This is a genomic window from Streptomyces sp. NPDC059582 (assembly GCF_042735715.1).
Taxonomy (GTDB): Bacteria; Actinomycetota; Actinomycetes; order Streptomycetales; family Streptomycetaceae; genus Streptomyces.
The window spans coordinates 111,944-133,193 of the sequence record NZ_JBHWCC010000009.1 but is presented as its reverse complement, the minus strand read 5'-3'; the positions used below and the strand labels follow the sequence as shown (position 1 = coordinate 133,193).

Below are 21,250 nucleotides of genomic sequence, written 5' to 3'. Positions count from 1 at the left end.
CCCCAGGCCAGTACCGAGACGTCACCGTGAGGTGTCGGGCCTGGGTGCCATCAACAGCCCTTTGCGCACGTCGCGCACCCTATCCCCAGGAGATGAACGTGGACGTATCCGTGCTGGGCCTTGGCCAGATGGGATCCGCCATTGCCGAACGGCTCATCAACGCAGGCCACGAGGTCCATGTCTGGAATCGGTCGAAAGGCAAGGCCGACGGCCTGGTGGCCATGGGCGCGTTCGAGCTGGACGCCCCCCACGAGGCGTGGACCCGGTCAGAGGTCTGCATCACGATGGTCGCGGACTCCCGTGCCCTGGCCGATGTCGCGCTCGCGCCCGACGGGGGGCTCGCCCACACCGCGTCCGGCAAGGGACGGACGCTCATCGACATGAGCACCGTCTCCGCGGAGGTCTCCCGTGACGTGGCCGTCGCGGCTGCGGCCGGCGGCGTCCAGTACCTACGCGCTCCGGTGAGCGGGAACCCGGGTGTCGTGCGTGCCGGAAACCTCACGATCATCGCCTCGGGTGAGGACGCCGTCTTCGCGTCCGCCGAAAGCCTGCTCCGCGACATCGGCCCCCATGTGTTCTACGCCGGCGAGGGAGACGCTGCACGAATCATCAAGCTGGCTCTCAACCTCATGGTCGCCGGGACGGCCGAACTTCTCGCCGAGTGCATCGCATTGGCGGAGGCACACGACGTACAACGGGACAAGCTTCTGGAGGTCGTCGGCGCCTCGGCGGTCGCGTCACCGTTCGTGAAGTACAAGATCGGACCCCTCCTGGCGGACGACTACACGTCGACGTTCAGCTCGCGGCTCATGCGCAAGGACGTGGACCTGGCACTCGAGTCGGCGGCAGCTGGTGGAGTTCCGCTGCCGGTCACCGGCGTCGTACAGCAGCTGCTCCAGGCGTGCATCTCGACCGGGCTGGGGGAGCTGGATTTCATGGCCCTCCTCATCCGGCTTCAGCGCGAGGCCGGTCAGCGCTGAAGTGGATCGGGTGCCGGCCGTGTTCCCCCGTCACGGTCGGCACCCCCTTTCGAGTCCTAGCGGCCACCGCTGGTGCGGGTGGCCGGCAGGTCCTCGGGCTCCAGCACCGCGGCGACGGCGTGCTCGGTGCGCGCGTCCGTGGAGATGATGGAAGCCCCCTTCGGGGCGCGAGTCCAGATCGAACCGCTCAACCAGAAGCGATGGCGGACCCGTCGTGAGCTGTCCACCGCACTCTTCGAGCACCTGGAAATCTTCCACAATCGCACGCGCAAACACTTCGCCCCGGGCATGCTCGGTCCGGCGGAGTACGCACTACGCGCAGTACCTGTAGCGCGAAATCAGCTATCCCGACTCCACGTAACTGGGTCAGGCCGGAGTCCCTACCGAACCCGGGACTGTTCACGTAGACTCCGCGAGGAGCAATAAGAGCCGCGGAGGTTGGGCGATGTCGGAATGCATGGCCTGGGATGCTGGGAGAGGAGCCTGCTCCTGCGGACCTTCTCGGAGTTGCTCCGATGCTTGAATCCGAGCCCGGTCGAGCGAGTGAGCCAAAGACACCAGGTCGTCACCACCGCGCGATCATCAGGCGGAAACTCGCAATCCCCGAGCCTGCGAAAAAGGTAGTCCACCGCCAGAGGCTCAGCCAACGCATACACGAACTCCTCGACCGCCACACGGTCGTGAAAGTCTTCGCGACCGCCGGTGCCGGCAAAACAACCGCGGTGGTTCTGGCTCTTCGCGACCTCGACAGGCCTGTTGCCTGGGTGTCGCTCGACGGGACGGAACAGGCGGCGGGGCGTCTTCTCGTCTATATCGAGGCGGCTGTCGAAAACATAGTTTCCGGTGCAGCGGATGTCGCCTCGGATGCACTGAGCAGCAGCCTTCAGATCGGTGAAGCCGCCGGCCTGCTCGCCGAAAGCCTGCAAGGCAGTCGCCTCATTGTGGTCTGCGACAACGTGGAGCGAATCGCTTCCGACGAGAGCTGCACCGCGGTGCTGTCCTCGTTCGCCCGCTACCTGCCGTCCGACGCGAACCTCGTACTGATCTCGCGCGTCGATGTCCAGCTCGACTTCGTCTCGACCAGCGAGCGCGACCGGGTCGGCGAGCTGGTCGAGACCGACCTTGCCTTCGACGTCCAGGAGGCGAGCGCGGCACTTCGAACAGTCGGTGACCTCGACGTGGACCCCGCGCAGGCGGTGGCCGCGACGGCCGGGTGGGTGACCGGCGTCCTGTTCAACGGATGGCGCCATGCCCGGTCTCGCGAGATGGATCCTGACTCACTGCACTCCTACGTCGCCGCGAACATATTCAACTCGCTCTCCCTGGCCGAGCGAACCTTCTTGCTTCACACGAGCCCGTTGGACGAGATATCGGTCGACGGGGCCCGGGCACTGGGCCAGGAGAACGCAGCGCACATCATGGCCGACCTGCGGGGCCGATATCTTCCGGTGACGTGGTCCGCCGATGGTTCGCGCATGACGCCCCACCCCATGTTCCGCGACTTCCTACAGGTGACTCTCGAACGGGAGGACGCCAAGACGGTCGGGGAGGTGCGTCGCAGACACGCGGAAGTCCTGATCGCCCACGGCGCCCGTGAGGAAGCCGTCGATGAGCTGCTTCGGCTCGGCGATGTGGAGGCGGCCGGGCGGTTGGCCGCCGCCGCCCTCCCGAACCTGGTCGCGCGGATGGACTTCGCCCCGGCGGCACGTTGGCTCGATGCACTGGGTGCGTCGGTCCGGACCCCGACTCCGGAGATCGGTTCCGTCGTCCTGCGCGTTGCCTTCGCACTGGAGCAATGGGGCCGCGGAGTCGAGTTCATCGATCGGCACGGCTATGACTGGCTTCCGGAGCTGGGTGCTCCCGACTCCGAGGAGGCCCGGGTCCTGGCTTGTTGGTGCCTTTGGCACTCCGGACGGATCGACGAGGCCCGAACCGTCGGCGACCAGCTGCCACCTGGTCGGAACCGGCGCATCGCCGACACGTTGATCGCGGGCGCAACCGGCGAGGAGCCGCCCCCCTTCCCGGAACACTCGTCGACGCCCTCCGGCCCAGTCGACGGTTTGCTGATGCGCCTGGCCTTCATCCGCGGCCGCCTTGACGGACTCGACGACCCAGGCTCGTTCGACCCGTGGCGCACTATCCTCGGCGGTCCCTGGGTCGTTGCTGCACTGCGCGCCACGGGGCGTCTGGACGCCGCGATGGCCATGTACGAGCCTCGTCGCAGTTCGTCGCAGCCGGTCTGGTTGCATGCCGTCGACGCGGTCGATCTCATGCTGGACCTCGGCCGCGGCAAAGAAGCCTGGTCCTTGCTCAAACAGGGGCGGGACCTCATTGCGTCGACAGGCTCGAAGGTCTTCCACAACATGAGCCTTCTCGCCGAAGCCAAGCTGTGGCTGCGTCTCGAGGGCGACAGGCAACGTGCCGACCGTGTGCTGGCGGCGGCTGCTGCCAACGGCGTCTCGGACTATGCCCTGACGCGCGAGACGTGGCAGCTTTGGACGGGTCTTTCCATGCTGCTCCAAGGCAGGGACGCCGAGGCGCGGGAGCAACTCTCGGCATGCCTGCTGAGTATGCAGAGAGGAGACCGCCAGCTCGATCTCCCGACCGCTGCGGTGTACCTGGCTGAGGCGCAATGGCGGCTCGGCCTCGAGGACGAGTCCGACGCCACGGCAGAGCTGGCCTTCGTCGCCGCCTCGACCCACGGGACTCAGCACTTGCTGCTGACAGCGTTGGCTGACATGCCATCGGTCGCGTCCAGGGCGGCGGACACGAAGTCCAGTCGCATGTCGCACTGTCACGAAATCCTGGCCGTGCTCTCGGGCCGGCTCCCCGTGCGCGTGAATGTGAGTGCGCCGCGTCTCGTCCTCGAGGAGTTCGGAGAGCCGACTCTCACGGTCGACGGGAATGTCGTCCAGCCTCGCCTGACGAAGAGTGTGGAGCTGCTCAGTTATCTGCTCGGAAGCCCTGACCGGAGGGCTACCCGCGATGAGCTTCTCGGCGCGCTCTTCGGCGGCCGCAACGATGCGGCCAGCCGAAGTTACCTGCGCCAAGCCCTCTTCCGGCTTCGCCAGGCGCTCCCGGCAGACCTTGGGCCGTCGCAGGACGGGGATGTCTTCAGTCTGGTTGGCCCGGAGCTGGCGAGGGGCTCGGCCCAACGAGCCGTTGACATAGTCGCGCAAGCCGGAAGGCAAGACGGAGCGGTTCGACTCCAGACGCTCTTGCACGCCCTCAGCAGTACGGAGAGGGGCACTTTCCTGGCAACGGCGGGAGGTAAATGGGTCGCGGAGCGTCGCGTGGCTCTGACCGAGATTTTCGTGTCGGCCAGAGTCGACGCGGCCAAGTTGGCCTATCGACTGAACCAGCTGCGTGAAGCGAAGGGGCTGGTCGACTGCGTGCTCCGCGACGATCCCTACCGCGAGCAGGCCTGGCAGCTCGCCATTCAGCTCGAGTACGCCAGCGGGAGCGATGACGCAGTGTTGGCGCTTTATCAGCGGTACGTCGCACGGATGAGGGAGCTCGGCGTCGCGCCGTCCGACGAGGTTCGCCGACTCGTCACCCAGCTGCGCCGATGAGAGCTCGCGCAGACAGGCGCGACTGAGACGCGTGTCGGAAGTGTTCCAGGTCGGCTCGCACGAGCGTGCGGGGACGGAGTTACCGCTCTGTCGGACCGGTCGAGCCGAAGGCCGTGGTCCGGCCCGACAGCGGGGGCTGCCGGATCAGCTCGGCGGCCGACTTCGGAAGCCGGGTCGCCGAGCGATCGGCTGCGGAGCCGGCGGAACCGTTCACGTTCGTGGTGGGCATGGACGATGTGCTTCGGCCGGCGCCACGTCGAAGCGAGCACGTGGCTTGCGCCGGCGGAGCAACCCGGCTGGCGGCGGCCCAGCTGTCGGCGAAGTTCCGGCGCGGTCGGCGCACCCCGCACCGCACCGAGTCCGCCGGCAGCACCCCATAAGTTCCTCGACAGGCTCACCGCGCGCCGACGGTGGCTGTCGCACTCGGTCGGAATGACCATCACCGAGCGGATCCGCCAGGCAGTACGTTCCGGCGCGGATCGTGGGGGCGTGCGTGTCGCTGGCGAAACGCGGTCCGGTGCACGCGTCGAAGTCGGTGAAACGCGACTGGGACTGCGCCGCCGTCGGCGGCCCCGCGCCGAGGACCGCATCCCAACGGTCCGCTCAACCGGACGTACCAACCTGCCTGTTCACGACACCGGGCAGAACCAGGTCTGGCTGGAGCCATGAACCCCGGCGCCCACCCGATGCGACAGCCGGGCCATCAACCTGCCCACAAGCAGAAATCTCCGCTCCCGACGAGCAGAAAGGGCCCGTCGGTGAACTGACGAACCCTCATGCAGGATCGAGGTTGGACACCGAGCTAACACCCCCTTCGCGGCTGGTTAACACCGTGACCGCGACGATGAGCCGCGTTCCTGGACAACTGGAGGCATGACCATGAGGACCGGTTCCGAGTACCTGGAATCTCTGCGCGACGGGCGTAACGTCTACATCGACGGTGAGCGCATCGACGATGTGACGACGCACCCCCTGACCCGCGGGTACGTCGCGCAGGCCGCTCACTTCTACGACCTGCATCACGAGCCCGAGAACCAGGACTCCCTGACCTTCGTCGACGAGGACGGCACGCGACGCCCGATCGGCTGGTTGTATCCGCGAGACCAGCACGACCTCGAACGACGGCGCGACTATGCCAACCAGGTGATCCGCAGCTTTGCCGGCGGCGCGTTCGGCCGCCTCCCCCAGAGCAACAACGGCAACTGGTACGCCCTCGTGGACGACACCGCCCCGTGGGCCGACCTGTCCAAGGACACGCCCGCGCACGTCGACCTCGCCCGCAACATCGTCGCCGACTTCGAGGCCAACCGCGACGCGGACCTCTGGACGGTGCCCCTGCTCAACGACGTGCAGCGGGACCGCTCGGACCCCGGGGCGGCCGCGCGCAACCCGATGCTCCGCGTCAAGGAGCGCAATGACGAAGGCATCGTGGTCGAGGGCTGGAAGGGGGTCTCCACCGCGGTCATATTCGCCGACACGATTCTGCTCGGCAACATCGTGAAGCCCGGGACAGAACCGGAGCACATCATCTGGGCGAGCGTGCCGGTGAACCACCCGAAGGTCACGCACGTGGGACGCCGTTCCAACGCCACATCCGCCGAGTCCGGCTTCGAACGGCCTCTGTCAAGCCTCGGCGACGAGCTCGACTCCATGGCGTACTTCGATGACGTCCTCATCCCGTGGGAGCACGTCTACCACCTGGGCAACGTCGATCACTCCAGGTTGTACGCGCAGCGTACGTTCGATTTCGAGCACGCCGACACCCTGCACCACATGATCGTCAACGCGGAGCTCATGACCGGACTGGCGGTTCTGGTCGCACAGACCACGGGAACGCTTCAGCACCCGGTCGTGGGATCCGACATCGCCGACCTCGTCCGCTTCCACGAGACACTGCGCGCCTTCACCATCGCATCGGAGACGACCGCGTTCGTGACGCCCAGGGGACTGTGCAAGCCGAACAACATCTTCTACGACTTCGGCCGCGCACACTACCTGGAGAACGTGAACCGGCTGACGGAGAAGATCGTCGAGATGTGCGGGCGCTCAGCGGTGCTGTCGCCGAGCGTCAAGGATTTCGAGGTTCCCGGGATCGGCACCAGGCTTCTGGAGATGTTCCACGGCACGACGATGAGCGCACACGACAAGGTGCGACTCTTCAAGTTCGTGCAGGACCGGTTCCTCAGCGACTGGGCTGGACGCTTCAAGTCGTTCGAAAGGTTCCAGGGCACGCCGTTGTTCCTCATCAAACTGCTGACGATGCAGCGCATCTCGACCGACCCCGGCGGCTCCATCACCGAACTCGCCCGCGAGGCAATCGGTCTCGGCACCTCCGACGAGATGACCGCACGCGTCGTCGCCGAGCGCGAGGCGTTGTTCCCCTCGGCAGCTCCTGTCGCCCCCGTACCCGCGCGCGCTCGGGCCACCGATGCCAACCAGGGCTTCTCGCTGGACGACAAGGATCAGCCCGACTACATCAAGACCCAGGACGCGTGATTTCCACCGATGTGCCCGGCCCGGGAGTTCCCCGGGCCGGGCACGTCGGCAGCGTGCTTCGCCCGGCGGCGATGCAGGAGGCCGTCCATGAACGCGCTTCAGCCTCCGTCTCTGGACGGCGTGTTGGCGCATCAGCCGTCCGATGCGTTCCCGGTTCACCACCAGGCCGTTCGCGACGTCGTGGGCGCCACCCAGTACGCCGCCCGCCCGAGCCGCCGTCGGCCCTCTCTCCACACCGTGGGGAGAGGGCCGACCGTGTTCGGCCAAGCGCAACCGATTCCCTGGCTGTTCGTGACGGGGCACGTCCCTGGATGTTGCGGGTCATGACCCTGTCGACGCTCATGCGACGGGTGCGGGGGAATGACTTCCGGTAGCGCCGTGCACGAGTGCCTGTTCTGCCTGGGCGAGTCTGCGGATCGCCTGGACCAGTTGGCTGGATGGGAGCGTGTACGGCAGTCGGATGTTGCGTTCGAACGCGCCTCCGATCCCAAATCGTGGCCCGGCCGCGATCGTCACTCCGTGGTCAGGCGCGATGGCTGCCAGCCGCGAGCTGATGGGCTCGGGGAACGTCGCCCATAGCGTCACACCGCCGGCAGGTTGCAGGGCGTGGACGTCCGGTAGGTACTCGGTGAGTGCTTGCCGCAGGGCGTCACGTTGCGATCTGAGTTGCTGCAGGGTGTCGGACCGCTGGGTCCGGTGCTCGTTCAGGAGGACGGCTGTGGCGAGCTGTTCGACGACGGGGGTGCCAAGGTCTGTGGCGGGACGCGCTTGTTCGACGCGTTCCAGGAGAGAGGGCAGCGCGCGGATCCAACCGATGCGGAGGCCGCCCCAGATGCTCTTGGACACCGAGCCGATACTGATGGCTGTCGGCATGTGCACCGCGAGGGGTTCCGGGCTCGGAACGTCCAGAGCCAGATCGGTCATGGTCTCGTCGACGACCGTGGGACAGGCGAGCCTGAGCTGTTGGCGGACCCTCGTGGGCATGTACAACCCAGTCGGGTTGTGAAAGTCAGGAATCAGGTAGGCCAGGTTCGCGGCTCGCCCTGCCGCATGGAGTTGCTCGATGTCCCAGCCGGACGATGTCACGGCGACGGGCAGAAGCCGGGCGCGCGCTTCAGTGAATGCCGTGATCGCGTGTGGGTAGGTCGGGTGGTCGATGAGGACCTTGTCACGTGGCGACAGGAGCAGGCGCGCCAGAAGCGCCAGCGCGTGCTGGGCGCCGTTGGTGATCAGGATGTGATCGGGGTCGGTGGGCAAGCCTCGCCGCTGGTACCACTGGGCGACCGCTTCGCGCAGCTCCGCGGTGCCGTACCGGTCGTAGCCGTGCCGCTCGAAATGTCGTGGCAAGTGTTCGAGGGCCGTCGCGAACGCGGCGTGGAGGATTTCGACGGGCGCGGCCGGCGCGGCGAAGGACAGGTCGATGGTCTCCGTGCCGGTGCGGACCGGGTGCCCGGCCGTGGTGTCGTCGGGCAGCCGCACCGTCGCCCTGGTACGCGCCTGTGTGGCGAGGTATCCGTGCTCGACCAGCGTGCGGAATGCGGCCCCGACGGTGGTTCTGCTGGTGCCGAGCGCGAAAGCCAGGTCGCGCTCGCTCGGCAGGGCCGCACCGAGGGAGAGGCGTCCATCCAGGATGAGCAGACGCAGCCTGTCGGAGAGACGCTGATGCGCCGGCCCCGGCCCTTCCTGCCACGTCCCCAGCATCCGTGCCACTGCGTGCGAGCTGATTTTCACCAGACCAGCATAATTCATCTGGCTATGGAATCAGGGTCCAGATCGCCCGGAGACTCGCCGTATGGCACCTCCTGCTTCCACAGCACACACCTCCGCCCCAGCTCGTCACGACCCACCAGTGCTACCGCGTATGAACGCGTTCGCCCAGATCCGGGCGCCCCGGAAGGCACGTCGGATCCCCCAGCTCCTGTTCGGTCTGATGGGGTACGGGGCCGCCGTGATGCTGCTCGTCCAGTCCGGACTCGGCGCGGCCAGCTGGAACGTATTGACAGAGGGCACAGCAAAGTCCCTCGGAATCTCGTTCGGCTGGACGACAAACCTGATCTCGCTGCTTGTGCTCCTGGCATGGATCCCCCTCCGGGAACTGCCTGGGCTCGGCACGCTCCTCAACGTGGCGATCGTCGGGTTCGCCGCCGACGCCACCGCGACTGTGCTCCCCCACCCACCTGGGCAACTCGCCGCGTTCGGATATCTCGCCGTCGGCCTTGTCGCGCTGGCGTTCTTCGACGCGCTCTACCTCGGCGCACAGTTCGGGGCGGGGCCACGCGATGGCATCATGACCGGTCTCGTTCGGATCACCCGCCTGCCTCTCGCCACGGTGCGCACCGGCATCGAAGCCGCCGTAGCCTGCGCCGGCTGGCTCCTGGGGGGAACCGTCGGGGTGGGAACCGTGCTGATCGCAGTGTGCATGGGACCTCTCGTCAGCCGCTTTCTGCCGCTGGTAGCGGTCGCCCTTCCTGCGGCTCCTGAACACACACGGCACAGCGGTGATCGTGAACGAGACGCATGCAGTACCGTCCCGGCCTCATCGGCGGCCTTGTCACCAAGGCCGGGCTCGACCGCCAACCACCGCCACCGCCACCGCAGCTGAACCAGGATCTCTAGAACAGCAGTCCCAGCAGCCCGATCAGCCAGAACAGCGCCGGGAGGCCGAGAACGACACCCCACACACCGGTCGCAAGGAATGCGGCAAGGGCGATCCCCAGCCAGGCGACACGGGTTGGCGCGAGCACGCGCGAGGAGTCCTGCGGGTCGTATCGAATCTCGTCTCTGCGGCCTCGCACTTGCCCGCGCGCCGTGATCTTCCGGCCCTCCAGCGTGCAGAAGTGGACGATGTAGGCGCTGGTGGCCTCGCTGTACGGGTCGGACTCGAACCGCGCCTGAACCGTGATGCCTCGCCGCCACATCACCCATAGCGTGTCCAGCTCGGCCATGCCCGCACACAGGCGCAGCAAGGCGATGCCCGGCGGCAGCAGCAGCCAGGCGACGGGGCCGAGAAGACGGGGCTCCACCGGCAGCCACACGGCCAGGGGAAGCCCCACAAGGACGTACCACAGAGCGCGCCGCCACCAGGGGTTGCCGTTTCGCACCCGGTTGCATAGACCCGCCAGTACCCGCAGCGGCCATACGCGCACCGACTCGCGCCGGATCGCCTGCGGGTTGCCCGCAGCCCCCGCGTCGCTCACGATCGCTTCGATCTCGGCGCCGAGCGCGGCGACCACCGCCGTATGACGGTGCAGGATCGTCAGGGCCGCGTCGGGCTGCCCCTCTTCGAAGAGACCCACGGTCAGCGACCGTCCCTCGACCGTGACCTCACGGATCTGCGACCCCGGCACGGTGACGGTCGTACGCCCGTGCCTCCACTGCAGCGCAGCGTGCTCCACCCACACCCGGGTGCGGCCACTGACCAGAACAACCCCTGCCGGCACGGCGTTCGACTCCCCCACAGCAGCGCATGATAGCGCCACACCAGGCAACGTTCGCCTCACCAGGGAGGAGCAGCCTGGCCCACCTCGCAGGGAGTGTCAGTAGGCGATGCGTTGCTGACGCCGACAACTCCACTCACGGTGATCAATGGGGGTCCGATGCCTGGTGAACGATCAGGGTCCGACTTGTCCTCGGTCGGCTTCGACGCTGCTTGGTGTGCCACCGACCTGGGTGAATACCGGCCCTGCCGCTACACCTACGAGTACTACCCCTACGAGAGCCTGCCACCGCTCGACTGCACCGAGTTCACGGGCGCCTTTCAATGGCTCGGTGGTACCGGCGAACCAGTTCCCGAACGGGTCACGGCGCTCCCGCACGGAGCCTCGCGGCCAAGGGTTTGACGCTGCCTCGGGACTTCGTCACCTTCCAGACCGACTCGAAGCTGCGCTGCTCGCTGGACGACGTCTCTGTGACCGGCTGCTGGACCGACATCTCGAAGCCCCTGCCCAGTCCGGTCGAGCCTGGTGCCTTCCTCGTGCGATTCCTGCGTGATCAACAGGACTGCGTCATCTGGTACCTCTACCTCCGTCCTTCGGGTGAGGCGTTCGTGGTGCACTCCTATCTCGACTACGAGTACGAGGCACGACGCGACGGGGAGGAGGCGGAGGCCGATCTCGACGATCCGGAGGAGCAGAGGGCCGCAATCCTCTGGTGTGCACCTTCGTTCGAGGAGTTCGCTCATCGGTTCTGGATCGAGAACCGTCTCTGGCATGCCCTCAACGACAATGGCCTGTCCGGACTCGAGCCTCAGCTGCGTGACTACTTGCACCACTACGCGCCACCCGGGATACCCGCGTGACCGTGCAGTGAACGAGGTCCGGCGCGTCGTAAAAAGACGGCGGCGGAACTGGGCGCCTGGCTCTGCTTCGACGACGGGGCCGGCCAGGGGTTCTGACCAAGGATGGAGGCATCCTCAGCATGAGTAGTACCGAGCTTGTGGGACTACTGGGAGTGGAAGTCATGTACGAGCGGCACTCGGTGAACAGGGTGGTCTGTCACGCCCGCTGTATCAGTGTGGGGCGGAGCGTCTTCCCCGGCGATTCGGTGCTCCCGGTGGACAGCCCACCGGATGACGGGGCTCCCCCGGCCCGGGTGCTCCGGATGTACCGAGAACCCTTCGGGGAGTTCACCGAGCTGACCCCCGGCTGGAGCGCCGTCGTCGAACTCGAGGGCATGGACCTGTCCTGGGTGCAGCCCATGGCGAAGCTTCGAGTGGTCCCGCCGACGACCGGCACGGATCAGGAACATGCGCGCTGAGTGCCGTCCTCGGCGACAGCCGACCAGAACCGGTGCCGCGGTGATCGGCCCGACGCCAAGCATTTCAGGTGCCGCCCGCCTTGATCACAGGTCAGTAGGGCAACTGGCGCGAGAGCACGTGAACTTCCCAAGCCGAGAGCGCGGGCCTGGACTGACAGGCTGTTGCCGGAGGGACCTTCAGTTTCCCCCTTCTCGTCCTCGCGCGCCGCGGGGTCGTCGAGGATTCCGACGAGCAGGACCGCCCGATTCTCAGGCGAGGGATCTCCAGCCGCGATGAGTCCTGCGGCGTCCGGCGGTCGTACTGTCGAAACCCGTCACCGAGGAGGACTTCTGATGCGCAGCGTGACCTATTCGATGGGTGTCTCACTGGACGGCTACATCGTCGGGCCGGACGGCGGCTTCGACTGGACGCCGCCCGACGAGGAGGTCTTTCGCTTCGCTACCGACGAGGTGCGAGAGGCCGGTGTCCACCTGTTGGGACGACGGCTGTACGAGACGATGCTGTACTGGGAGACCGTCGACCAGACTCCGTCGCTCGACTTCTCGACGCTCGAGTTCGCCGCGGTCTGGAGGGCGCTCCCCAAGGTGGTGTTCTCCACCACGCTGTCGGCGGTGCAGGGCAATGCCCGCCTGGCCTCCGGCGGCCTGGCGGAGGAGATCGCGCGATGGCGAGCCGAGCCGGGGGACGGCAACATCGCGATCGGCGGTGCGACTCTCGCCGCCGAGGCGGCCGCGTCGGGTCTGATCGACGAGTACCGGGCCAGGGTCTACCCGGTGCTGGTCGGCGGCGGCATTCCGTTCTTCCCCCAGCACGAGCGCCGGGTGGATCTCGAACTCGTCGAGACCCGCACCTTCAGCTCAAGAGTCGTCTACCTCCGCCACCGCGTGGCGCGCTAGACGACTCGTCCGCCGAACGCGCGCCCGGAGGACCTGCCACTGCGCCTGCGCAAGCCGGAGACATGACACGCAGTGCCCCTGCTGTCGTGCGCCGGCTCTCGCGCGATCACCCGATCAGGTACCCAGTTCGACCAGACCAACCATGTGATCGATAAGCGGCTGGCGTCTCAGGCCGTGAGTTTGAGAATGGCCAGCGTGGCGGCGACGTCCTCGCGTGCGGCCTCGTCCAGCCCGCGCAGCGGGCGCGGCAGGTTCGGCTCCCTCGTCAGGCCGAGGTGGGACGCGGCGGCGGACATGACACGCAGGCCGCCGTACCGACGGAACAGCGCCCACAGCGGCTCGAGTTCGTCGGACGCCTCCATGGCCGACTCCGCGTGGCCGGCCTGGGCGGTGCGCGTGAGGGCGAGCGCGGTCTGCGGGAACATGCCGCCGATGACCGAGTACCAGACGTCGCACCCGGCGTTCAGGCCGCGAACGCCCGCCCAGTCGCCGCTCACACCGAGGGTGACCGTGTCCGGGATCAAGGCGCGCAGCGTGTCGACTCGGGCCTTGGCCCCAGCGGCGTCGTCGGGCACCGCGGGGATCTTGATCGAGCCGACGTTCGGCAACCGGGCGATACGTCCGTGCAGTTCGTCGCTGAAGTGCACCTGGGTGGTGCGGGGATTCTCGTACACGCACAACGGCACGGACAGCTCGCGGGTGACGTCCTCGTACAGGCCGAACACCTCGTCTTGGGTGAGCGGTTGATACGTCACCGGTGCGAGCAGTACCCCACGCACCCCGGCCTTCTGGGCGTCCTCGGCCAGGGCCAGGACGTGAGAGGTGCGCACCGCGCCGATGGAGACGATGACAGGGACTCCGTCGGCGGCCTCGACCGCGACCTTCGCGGCATGGGCGCGCTGTTCGCGGGTGAGGTAGGCATAGCCGCCGGTGGAGCCGAGCGCGCCGATGGAGTCCACGCCGGCGTCCGCGAGGCGAGCGACGAGCGCGGCGTACGCCGTGTAGTCGATGCCCTGCTCGTCGGTGGGTGTGAGCGGGAAGGCGCTGAGGCCGCGGAACATGTTGGCTCCCGGAAGCGGTGAGAACGGGTGGTGGTCGGTTGGCCGCCGTGCGTCGCCGTGGGTGTGGTGCCGGAAGGTGACGGAGGCGATGTTCGGGATGATTGCGGCGTGTACGCCTTCAGCGGGCTTGGATCTGCGGCGTCCGCACCGCAGGTCGGTCCAGCTGGACTGTGCGCCCGACAGGCCGAGCGCACCCCGGGTGCCGTCGCGCCGTGTCTGGTCTCCTTCTCCCGGCCTATTCGTCGATCGCTGCTCTCGACGGACGTCCGCCGGCAGTCGCCCGCGTGGATCCACCCGGCCTCGGCGTCACCCGCGAATCGATATACCCGCGCTCCGATCATTATGTTTCACAATGAAACCAGTATCACGGCAACCGTCCGCGTTCAAGCAGAGCGACCACGAGCACACATCCAAGACATATGGTTTAATACTGAAACTAGTAACTTCGGGAGGAGGCTTACGTGCGTAAGACGGACCTCAGTGAGGCTTCCTGCCCCATCGCTCGTTCGCTGAGCGACATCGGCGACTGGTGGTCGCTCCTCATCGTCCGGGACGCGCTGTCCGGCATGACGCGGTTCAGCGAGTTCCAACGCAGCCTCGGCTGTGCCAAGAACATCCTCAGCGCCCGCCTGGCCAAGCTCGTCGAGCGCGAGGTGCTCACGCTTGCTCCGGCATCCGATGGCAGCGCCTACACCGAATACCGGCTGACCGAGAAGGGGAAGGCCTTGCGAGTGCCCCTCGTCGCGCTGCGGCAGTGGGGCGAGGCCAACCTGTTCGACGCGGACGAGGAGCGGCTCAGCCTCGTCGACAGGCGCGACGGCCGGCCCGTGGCCCGCCTCGAACTGCACGCTCATGACGGCCGCGCCCTCGGTCCGGACGACGTCGAGACCCGTAGTCAACCCGCCTGACCCGCCCCGGCACGCCGGCACCCGCTCCACACCCCGCCGCCCGACCAGGCTTCCCACGCCGCCCGCAGCTGTCAGCGGAGCCGGCGGGCGGCCTGGCGGCTCCTGCGCAGCGGGCGGGCAGTCGCGGCCTGCACGCGGCGGCGGGCGCCTGACCTCGGACACGGGAGCGGCCACGATGGCTCCATTCGCGCGCACGGTGTCGTAGCCCCACGGCACCATGACCCTCCGCGGTCTTCGACCCGCGCGTGCCTCTCACTAATCAGCCGGAAGAGGGTGCGGGCATGGCGCTGCGGTCGCGGCGCGGGCCGGGAACATCACCAGCGAGGTGCGCCGTCGGCGAGCTGCAGTTCGCCTCTGCCGAACGAGAAGCTCTCGTTCGGGACCGGGATCAGCGCGATGAAGACATCGTCGGGCGACACGTCCAGCACCTCGACCACCAGCCTGTTGATGGCCGCGGCCACTGCCCGCTTGTCCTCGAGAGGCCGGTGGGCACCCAGGAGAAGGGTGATGATCATGGCATCGCCGCTGCGCTGCATCCCCATGAAGGTCGGATCCAGGGACAACTCGCCCTCGCCATGCTCGCTGATCATGATGAAGCGGTCACCCTCGGGGATTCCGAGCCCCTGCACCAGCGACTGGTTGAGCGCGTCGGCAAGTGCGCGCTTCTGCTCCGGGGAGTAGCGGTTCGCCGGAATGTGGGCGTTGAAAACGGGCATGTCATGCTCCTTCGGAAGTGCGGTGTCGTGGTCGGGTTCTTGAGAGATCAGCCGGATGACGGGCGGGGCACCCGCCGCGCCGTCCGGCGAATCACCAAGGCGCGCGGCTTCCCCGCGGGACCCCTGATGGGATCGGCCGGGATCTTCCGCCCGTGGCGCCTCAAAGCTCGCCGAGTGCCGTGCCGAATTCGAGTTCCGTCCGCGATCGCTCCTGCATCCCACGCTGCATGAGGGCACCGATCCGGGCGGAACTCGATGTGTCCCGTGCCAGGATCTGGAAGAAGCCCGAGTCGACCTGCACGTCTTCCTTGGCCGGGAGACCGGCCGCGTTGATGCGGCGCTTCGCGAGCCGTACCGCGGCTTCCGGGAATCCCGCGATGCGCTTCGCGAGGCGCTCGACGTACGGCGTCAACTCCCCCTCCGGCAGTGCCTTGTTGACCACGCCGATGCGCTCGGCCTCACGCGCGTCGAGGTCGTCCGATCCGAGGATCACCTGCATGGCCTGTCCGCGTCCGGCGAGGCGGACGAGCTGCTGGACGGCCCCCGCGCCCGGGAAGAGCCCGCTGCCCACTTCGATCTGGCCGATCACGGCCTGCTCCAGGGACGCGAACCGCATGTCGCACGCGTAGAGGAACTCCGCCCCCGCGCCGCGGGCCCGGCCCTCGAGGACCGCGATGGTGACGGGGCGAGCCTCGCTGAGCCGGCGGTACAGCGCGCCGAGGCTGATGTCGTCCGGGCCGCCGGATGTCGCCGCGACAGCCGTGTACTCGGCGATCCGCCGAACATCCACGTGCGGGATGAAGAAGTCGGGGTCGGCACTGCGGAACACCACCACCCGTGCGCTGCCGTCGGCCTCCGTGTCGTCGAGCAGCGCGATCAGGTCCGCGAGGAACCGCTCGTCGATCAGGTTGAGGGGTGGGTTGTCGATCGTGGCCCACAGAACGCCATCGTTCAGTTCTGTTCGGATTGTCTCGTAGTGGCGCATATGTCAGCACTCCTCAGTGAATGTCTGTTGCAATACGAAAGCAACGTACTCTAGGCTGACATCGCTGGTTTCAAAATGCAACCAGAACCTTGAGGGAGTTCCCCCGATCCGCTCGACGCCTCCCGGGCCCCGCCAGGATCCCTACGCCGCCGCGGTGACGAACCCGGCGCCGACGATCGCCCGGCGTTCCCCGGGAGGGCAGTGAGCCGTCGACTCGTGGCCCGCCCGGGCCAGGGCGGGTCGCTCCGCGCACGACGGACATCCGATCGACGCCCCGCCGTCGTCCATCCCGCAAGGTCGCTACCACCTAAGGAGAATCACCATGGTCCAGCGCACCGACGAGCTCGTTCACCTTCCCGACGGGACCGTGCTGCACGCCTGGCTGTTCCTCCCGGACGGCTCCGGACCCCACCCCACCATCACGATGGCGCACGGCTTCGGCGGCACGAAGTACCACAGCATCGAACCCATCGCCCAACAGCTCGCGGAAGCCGGATTCGCGGTCTCGCTGCACGACCACCGGGGCTTCGGCGACAGTGGCGGCGCCCCCCGTCACGACATCGACCCCTACCAGCAGATCGAGGACTGGCGACGCGTCATCTCCCACCTTCAGACCCTCGACACCGTCGACGGCGACCGCATCGGCCTGTGGGGCTCCAGCTACGCCGGCGGACACGCCTTCGTCCTGGCCGCCACCGACCGGAGGATCAAGGCCGTCTACTCCCAGGTGCCCACCACCAGCGGCTCGGAGACCAGCCGACGACGCGTTCCGCCGCACCTGACCCGGCAGCTCGATGAGTCCTTCGCCGCCGACGAACTCGCCCAGGCCCAGGGCAAGCCTCCGGCCACCCAGGCATTCGTCAGCGACGACAGTTCAACGACCGCGTCCTACCGCGCCACCGACGCCATCAACTTCTACCTCGGGCACACCGCGCCCGAGGGACTATGGGAGAACCGCGTCACCATCCAGTCCAACCGGCGCTTCAGGTCGTACGACCCCGGCCACTGGATCGACCAGATCTCCCCCACCCCCCTGATGATGCTGGTAGCCACCCACGACACGGTCGCACCCACCGACCTGGCTCTGCGAACCTACGAGCACGCCCTCGAACCGAAGGAACTGGTCCTCATTCCCGGCGGTCACTTCGATCCCTATCTCGACGGCTTCGAGACGAGTACCAGCGCCGCCATCCGCTTCTTCCGTACTCACCTCCAGGCGTAGACCGATCAGGGGGACCTGCCGCCGGGGCGACCCAGGGGCGCGCCTGGGCTTGGACTCGTCCGCGCCCCCACACCTGCGAGGCAGAGGTGGAGTACCACGCCTCCCGGGGCCGGAGCTGAAGCACCGCCCCGGAGCCGGTCTCCCCGCGTGGCGAGCCGTGTGCTTCGGGCGTTGAGTGGAGATGCGCACGTGGTGCCCTGGACGGAAGTTCCAGGAACGCCGGGTGCACCCCACTCACAGAATCCGATCAAGGGTAGGAGGCGTCGTGCCTACGGGTTCGAGTAAGAGGCGCGAGCAGCAGTACGAACAGATCAAGGAGAACGCCATGGAACACGGCGTCTCCGATCAGCTCGCGAAGGAGGTCGCGGCGCGCGCGGTCAGCAAGAAGCCCGCCCGTCGCAGCGAGGTGCAGCAGGCCGGCAAGACGTCGGCACAAGACTCGAAATCCTCCTCACGACACGGCGGCGGACACTCCCGCAGCGGTGCGCAGGGTCCCACCAAGGACCAGCTCTACGAGGAGGCCAAGCAGAAGAACATCACCGGCCGGTCGGCCATGAACAAGGACGAGCTGCGCTCGGCCCTCGGCCGCTGATCACTCGTCTCGTCGCTCGGCAGCCGACGCTCGTCACAAGCACCGCCGCCGGTGCGTCGCTACACAGGTCTGCGCGACACCCGACCACAGCTGCCAGGTCGCCGACCACGACCCGACCATCGCAGGTCACAGCGTTGCGCAGACCATCCGGCCCGGCCTGGTCCAACCTCCCCGGACAGCACACGGCGTCCACCGGCATGTCCGCGTGACAGGAGATCGGCAGTGCGGTGCCGTGAGGGACGCACGGGGCGACGTCTGGGCCGACACGCACGTGCCAGGAAGAAATTGACCGTCGCGGCGGTCACCGCGAATGCTCGACCGTCCCAACGCGGCGTTCCCGCCGCTCAGATGCCGTTACTGGATGCCTCCGATCCTGGTGGCAGCGGGAGTTCAGCCCAGACACATTTGCCGGTCGGTGTCCCCCGGAAGCCGTGACGCGACGCCAGCGCGGCGACGATCACCAGGCCGCGTCCGCCCTCGTCGCCAGGTCCGGCGCTGGCCGTCCGCAGCACGTTGAGACTGCTGTCGAAGACCTCGCACACCAGCACCTGGTCGCGGATCAGTCGCAACCGCAACGGCCCCACCGCATGGAGCACCGCGTTGGCCAGCAGCTCGCCGATGATCTGCTCGGCGACGGACGCCAGTCGATCCAGACCCCACTCCACCAGCGTCCGCACTGCCGTCGCGCGGACACCCCCGACGGTGGACGGGTCGGCGTCCAGTTCCCATTCCATGACCTGGTCCGGAGCGAGGACTCGGGTCCGCGCCAGAAGCACCATGACATCGTCGGCCTGCTCGCCGGCCGGAACGGTGCCGACGACCGCCGAGCACAGGTCCTCCAGCGAGGCTCCCGGCCGCTGGGTCAGAGCGTCGCGCAGTCGATCCAGTCCGAAGTCGATGTCACGGTCACGGGTTTCGACGAGACCGTCGGTGTACAGGACGAGCGTGCTGCCTTCGGTCAGCTCCAGCTCCACGTCCTCGTAGGTCTGCCCGCCCACACCGAGCGGTGCTCCAGCAGGGATGTCGAGCAGCGTGACGGCGCCGGAGGGGTCGACGAGTGCGGGCGGCGGGTGGCCCGCCCGTGCGGCGCAGCACCGTCGGGTGACCGGGTCGTAGACGATGTAGAGGCAGGTGGCCCCGCTGATGGGGGGAGGCATGGCCTTCGATTCGAAGTCCTCGGCCGCCAGGCGGGCGAGGAGGTCGTCGAGATGGGCCAGCACCTCGGCGGGGGGCAGGTCCAGAGCGGCGAGTGTGAGCACCGCGGCGCGGATACGTCCCATGCTCGCCGCGGCGCTGATGCCGTGGCCGACGACGTCGCCGACCACCAGAGCGATTCGGGTGCTGGACAGCTCGATCACGTCGAACCAGTCGCCGCCGACGCCGACGCGCCGGTCGGACGGCAGATAGCGCCACTCCACGTCCAAGGCATTCCCGCCGCTCGGATTGCGCGGCAGCAGGTCGCGTTGCAGCGCCAGGGCCGCCGTGTGCTCGCGGGTGTATCGGCGCGCGTTGTCCAGGCTCAGTGCCGCCCGGCCGACCAGTTCCTCGGCGACCATGCGGTCGTTCTCGTCGAACGGCACCGGGGTCTCCGTACGAACCAGCACCGCGACGCCGAGAATCTCGCCGCGGGCGTGGATGGGGATGACCAGGAGGCTGTGCATACCGAGCGAGATGATCTTCTCGCGCCGGCCCGCGTCGTGGTCCACCCAGGTTCCGGGCGACGTGTCCAGGACGGCCTCCAGATGGGAGCGCCCGGTGGACAGGACCTCCATGAAGGGCGAGTGCGGGGGGACGAAGACCGGTTCGCCACGCGCCCAGAGGGATTCCGGGATGCCGTCGCGGATCGACGCCACACCCCCGCGGTGAAAGGCCGGGACGGCCCCGGAGCAGGTCGTGCCGAGCCTGGCGAGGGGCTCGTCACCGAGTTCGACCGCGCCCGCGAGGTCGACGGTCGCATAGTCCGCCATCGCGGGCACCAGCACGTCGGCCAGGTCCTGGGCGGTCTGCATGATGTCCAGGGTGGTGCCGATGCGGGTGCCCGCCCAGCTCAGCAGCGTGACCCGCTCACGCGCCTGCCGTGAGGTGGTGACGTCGACGTTCGTGGAGCACACCCCGGGCTCGCCGTCCCGTGCGTTCTCCACCGGGAACACCGACAGCGCGTAGGTGCGGGGCCAGCGACGGTCCCGCTGGTCGAGTTCGCGGTCGATCACCGGTACGCCGCTCTCCAGGACCTGCCGGAACAGCGCCGATACCTGGTCGGTGTCCGCGTACAGCGGCGACTCCTCCAACGGCCGGCCCAGCCGTTCCGGCCAGGAGGGCCCGTAGGCGCGCGCCAGGGCCGCGTTCAGCCACACCATGCACAGGTCGGAGTCCCACACCGCCGTCGGAAAGGGACTGTTCTCCGCGACCGAGACCGCTGGCGTCGATTCCGCCGCTCCGAGCGCCGAGAGCAGCCAGTCGACCCTCCCGTCCGGTCCCGGAAGCACCGACACCCGCAGACTCACCCGCACGGTCCGTCCGTCACGACGGCGCAGGAGCGTACGTCCCGACCACTCCCGGCCGAACCAGCCCGCGGCCTCGCTCGGGGAAGCCGCCAGCCGCTCGGCCGGTCGACCCAGAATCTCCTCGGCCCGATGGCCGAGGAGTTCCTGGGCGGCGTCCGTCCACCGGGTCACCACCCCGCTCCGACCGACGACCGCCAGCGCCGCGCCGGCGTTACCGTACGCCGAACCGGCACCGGACGCGGCGTCGAAATCGGGCATTTTCCTACGCTAGGTCTGCTGTCCTGCGCCTGCAAAGCGGCGCCCAGGGCGCCGCGGGCCGCACCGCGGGTCCTGCTGCCCTCCTCAACGACAACCAGTAGTCGGCCCGCGACACCCTGACCTCCTTCTCCGCGCTCGCGGGGAGCGGGCGCGTGCCGCCGAGCGAAACCTGTGGCTTCACGCCTTCTGAAAGGTCGCGGCCGGAGACCGGAAGGTCACCCGCGTCGATGTGGGTGCTTCCGCCTTCGGGTTCGCGTGATGGCGGTGTCGCGGCCGTGGAAGAGGCTGCGGGAAGACTCCGGAC

At 68.0% G+C, this 21,250-nt stretch carries 17 protein-coding genes; 10 read left to right on the top strand and 7 right to left on the bottom strand.

What is annotated here, in order from left to right:
• The first annotated feature begins 92 nt into the window (after nucleotides 1-92).
• Nucleotides 93-980: an NAD(P)-dependent oxidoreductase gene (locus tag ACFV0T_RS11185; protein WP_385776876.1), complete on the top strand. Its 888-nt coding sequence runs from the start codon at nucleotides 93-95 to the stop codon at nucleotides 978-980.
• Nucleotides 981-1,036: 56 nt separating this feature from the next.
• On the opposite strand, the gene ACFV0T_RS11180 is transcribed toward ACFV0T_RS11185, so the two are convergent.
• Nucleotides 1,037-1,207 carry a hypothetical protein gene (locus tag ACFV0T_RS11180; protein ID WP_385776873.1) on the bottom strand — a complete coding sequence of 57 codons (171 nt, stop codon included), beginning with the start codon at nucleotides 1,205-1,207 and terminating at the stop codon, nucleotides 1,037-1,039.
• Nucleotides 1,208-1,495: 288 nt separating this feature from the next.
• On the opposite strand from ACFV0T_RS11180, the gene ACFV0T_RS11175 reads away from it, so the two are divergent.
• Together ACFV0T_RS11175 and ACFV0T_RS11170 are read left to right on the top strand one after the other, a co-directional pair.
• On the top strand, nucleotides 1,496-4,552 hold the full coding sequence (locus tag ACFV0T_RS11175) for a BTAD domain-containing putative transcriptional regulator (RefSeq protein ID WP_385776871.1): 3,057 nt from the start codon (nucleotides 1,496-1,498) through the stop codon (nucleotides 4,550-4,552).
• 873 nt (nucleotides 4,553-5,425) lie between these two features.
• Nucleotides 5,426-7,048, top strand: a complete 1,623-nt coding sequence (locus ACFV0T_RS11170) for a 4-hydroxyphenylacetate 3-hydroxylase N-terminal domain-containing protein (RefSeq protein WP_385776869.1) — start codon at nucleotides 5,426-5,428, stop codon at nucleotides 7,046-7,048.
• Nucleotides 7,049-7,387: 339 nt separating this feature from the next.
• On the opposite strand, the gene ACFV0T_RS11165 is transcribed toward ACFV0T_RS11170, so the two are convergent.
• A complete protein-coding gene (locus ACFV0T_RS11165; protein ID WP_385776867.1) occupies nucleotides 7,388-8,779 on the bottom strand; it encodes a PLP-dependent aminotransferase family protein in 1,392 nt (463 codons plus the stop codon).
• Nucleotides 8,780-8,909: 130 nt separating this feature from the next.
• Between ACFV0T_RS11165 and ACFV0T_RS11160 the strand changes: the two genes are divergently transcribed.
• Nucleotides 8,910-9,650, top strand: a complete 741-nt coding sequence (locus ACFV0T_RS11160; RefSeq protein WP_385776865.1) for a YitT family protein — start codon at nucleotides 8,910-8,912, stop codon at nucleotides 9,648-9,650.
• 10 nt (nucleotides 9,651-9,660) lie between these two features.
• On the opposite strand, the gene ACFV0T_RS11155 is transcribed toward ACFV0T_RS11160, so the two are convergent.
• Nucleotides 9,661-10,506, bottom strand: a complete 846-nt coding sequence (locus tag ACFV0T_RS11155; protein ID WP_385776863.1) for a hypothetical protein — start codon at nucleotides 10,504-10,506, stop codon at nucleotides 9,661-9,663.
• Between the two features lie 377 nt (nucleotides 10,507-10,883).
• Here ACFV0T_RS11155 and ACFV0T_RS11150 point away from each other — a divergent pair, with 377 nt between their 5' ends.
• The 3 genes from ACFV0T_RS11150 to ACFV0T_RS11140 all read left to right on the top strand — a co-directional run bounded on the left by ACFV0T_RS11150 (nucleotide 10,884) and on the right by ACFV0T_RS11140 (nucleotide 12,700).
• Complete coding sequence (locus ACFV0T_RS11150; RefSeq protein WP_385776861.1) at nucleotides 10,884-11,345, top strand: hypothetical protein; 462 nt, start codon at nucleotides 10,884-10,886, stop codon at nucleotides 11,343-11,345.
• 302 nt (nucleotides 11,346-11,647) lie between these two features.
• Nucleotides 11,648-11,803 (top strand): hypothetical protein, encoded by a 156-nt coding sequence (locus tag ACFV0T_RS11145; RefSeq protein ID WP_385776859.1) that lies wholly within the window; start codon nucleotides 11,648-11,650, stop codon nucleotides 11,801-11,803.
• Nucleotides 11,804-12,136: 333 nt separating this feature from the next.
• Nucleotides 12,137-12,700, top strand: a complete 564-nt coding sequence (locus ACFV0T_RS11140; RefSeq protein WP_385776857.1) for a dihydrofolate reductase family protein — start codon at nucleotides 12,137-12,139, stop codon at nucleotides 12,698-12,700.
• Between the two features lie 167 nt (nucleotides 12,701-12,867).
• On the opposite strand, the gene ACFV0T_RS11135 is transcribed toward ACFV0T_RS11140, so the two are convergent.
• Nucleotides 12,868-13,761 carry a dihydrodipicolinate synthase family protein gene (locus tag ACFV0T_RS11135; RefSeq protein ID WP_385776855.1) on the bottom strand — a complete coding sequence of 298 codons (894 nt, stop codon included), beginning with the start codon at nucleotides 13,759-13,761 and terminating at the stop codon, nucleotides 12,868-12,870.
• A gap of 461 nt (nucleotides 13,762-14,222) precedes the next feature.
• Between ACFV0T_RS11135 and ACFV0T_RS11130 the strand changes: the two genes are divergently transcribed.
• A complete protein-coding gene (locus ACFV0T_RS11130) occupies nucleotides 14,223-14,669 on the top strand; it encodes a winged helix-turn-helix transcriptional regulator (protein WP_385776853.1) in 447 nt (148 codons plus the stop codon).
• Nucleotides 14,670-14,983: 314 nt separating this feature from the next.
• Here the strand turns inward: ACFV0T_RS11130 and ACFV0T_RS11125 are convergent, their stop codons facing one another.
• A complete protein-coding gene (locus ACFV0T_RS11125) occupies nucleotides 14,984-15,385 on the bottom strand; it encodes a tautomerase family protein (RefSeq protein ID WP_385776851.1) in 402 nt (133 codons plus the stop codon).
• 160 nt (nucleotides 15,386-15,545) lie between these two features.
• The gene (locus ACFV0T_RS11120; protein ID WP_385776849.1) at nucleotides 15,546-16,370 is read right to left on the bottom strand and encodes an enoyl-CoA hydratase/isomerase family protein; all 825 of its coding nucleotides are present in this window, start codon (nucleotides 16,368-16,370) and stop codon (nucleotides 15,546-15,548) included.
• A gap of 322 nt (nucleotides 16,371-16,692) precedes the next feature.
• Here ACFV0T_RS11120 and ACFV0T_RS11115 point away from each other — a divergent pair, with 322 nt between their 5' ends.
• Both ACFV0T_RS11115 and ACFV0T_RS11110 read left to right on the top strand, forming a co-directional pair.
• Nucleotides 16,693-17,592, top strand: coding sequence for an alpha/beta hydrolase (locus ACFV0T_RS11115; protein WP_385776847.1), 900 nt, complete (start codon nucleotides 16,693-16,695; stop codon nucleotides 17,590-17,592).
• A gap of 265 nt (nucleotides 17,593-17,857) precedes the next feature.
• Nucleotides 17,858-18,184, top strand: coding sequence for a plasmid stabilization protein (locus tag ACFV0T_RS11110; RefSeq protein ID WP_385776845.1), 327 nt, complete (start codon nucleotides 17,858-17,860; stop codon nucleotides 18,182-18,184).
• Between the two features lie 344 nt (nucleotides 18,185-18,528).
• Here the strand turns inward: ACFV0T_RS11110 and ACFV0T_RS11105 are convergent, their stop codons facing one another.
• On the bottom strand, nucleotides 18,529-20,946 hold the full coding sequence (locus ACFV0T_RS11105; protein WP_385776843.1) for a SpoIIE family protein phosphatase: 2,418 nt from the start codon (nucleotides 20,944-20,946) through the stop codon (nucleotides 18,529-18,531).
• Between the last annotated feature and the right edge of the window lie 304 nt (nucleotides 20,947-21,250).

Excerpts from the sequence above, each read along its gene's own strand:
- ACFV0T_RS11160 (WP_385776865.1), top strand. The coding sequence starts at position 8,910 with ATGAACGCGTTCGCCCAGATCCGGGCGCCCCGGAAGGCACGTCGGATC.
- ACFV0T_RS11105 (WP_385776843.1), bottom strand. The coding sequence starts at position 20,946 with ATGCCCGATTTCGACGCCGCGTCCGGTGCCGGTTCGGCGTACGGTAAC.
- ACFV0T_RS11135 (WP_385776855.1), bottom strand. The coding sequence starts at position 13,761 with ATGTTCCGCGGCCTCAGCGCCTTCCCGCTCACACCCACCGACGAGCAG.
- ACFV0T_RS11175 (WP_385776871.1), top strand. The coding sequence starts at position 1,496 with ATGCTTGAATCCGAGCCCGGTCGAGCGAGTGAGCCAAAGACACCAGGT.
- ACFV0T_RS11125 (WP_385776851.1), bottom strand. The coding sequence starts at position 15,385 with ATGCCCGTTTTCAACGCCCACATTCCGGCGAACCGCTACTCCCCGGAG.
- ACFV0T_RS11185 (WP_385776876.1), top strand. The coding sequence starts at position 93 with ATGAACGTGGACGTATCCGTGCTGGGCCTTGGCCAGATGGGATCCGCC.
- ACFV0T_RS11170 (WP_385776869.1), top strand. The coding sequence starts at position 5,426 with ATGACCATGAGGACCGGTTCCGAGTACCTGGAATCTCTGCGCGACGGG.
- ACFV0T_RS11120 (WP_385776849.1), bottom strand. The coding sequence starts at position 16,370 with ATGCGCCACTACGAGACAATCCGAACAGAACTGAACGATGGCGTTCTG.
- ACFV0T_RS11115 (WP_385776847.1), top strand. The coding sequence starts at position 16,693 with ATGGTCCAGCGCACCGACGAGCTCGTTCACCTTCCCGACGGGACCGTG.
- ACFV0T_RS11140 (WP_385776857.1), top strand. The coding sequence starts at position 12,137 with ATGCGCAGCGTGACCTATTCGATGGGTGTCTCACTGGACGGCTACATC.
- ACFV0T_RS11145 (WP_385776859.1), top strand. The coding sequence starts at position 11,648 with ATGTACCGAGAACCCTTCGGGGAGTTCACCGAGCTGACCCCCGGCTGG.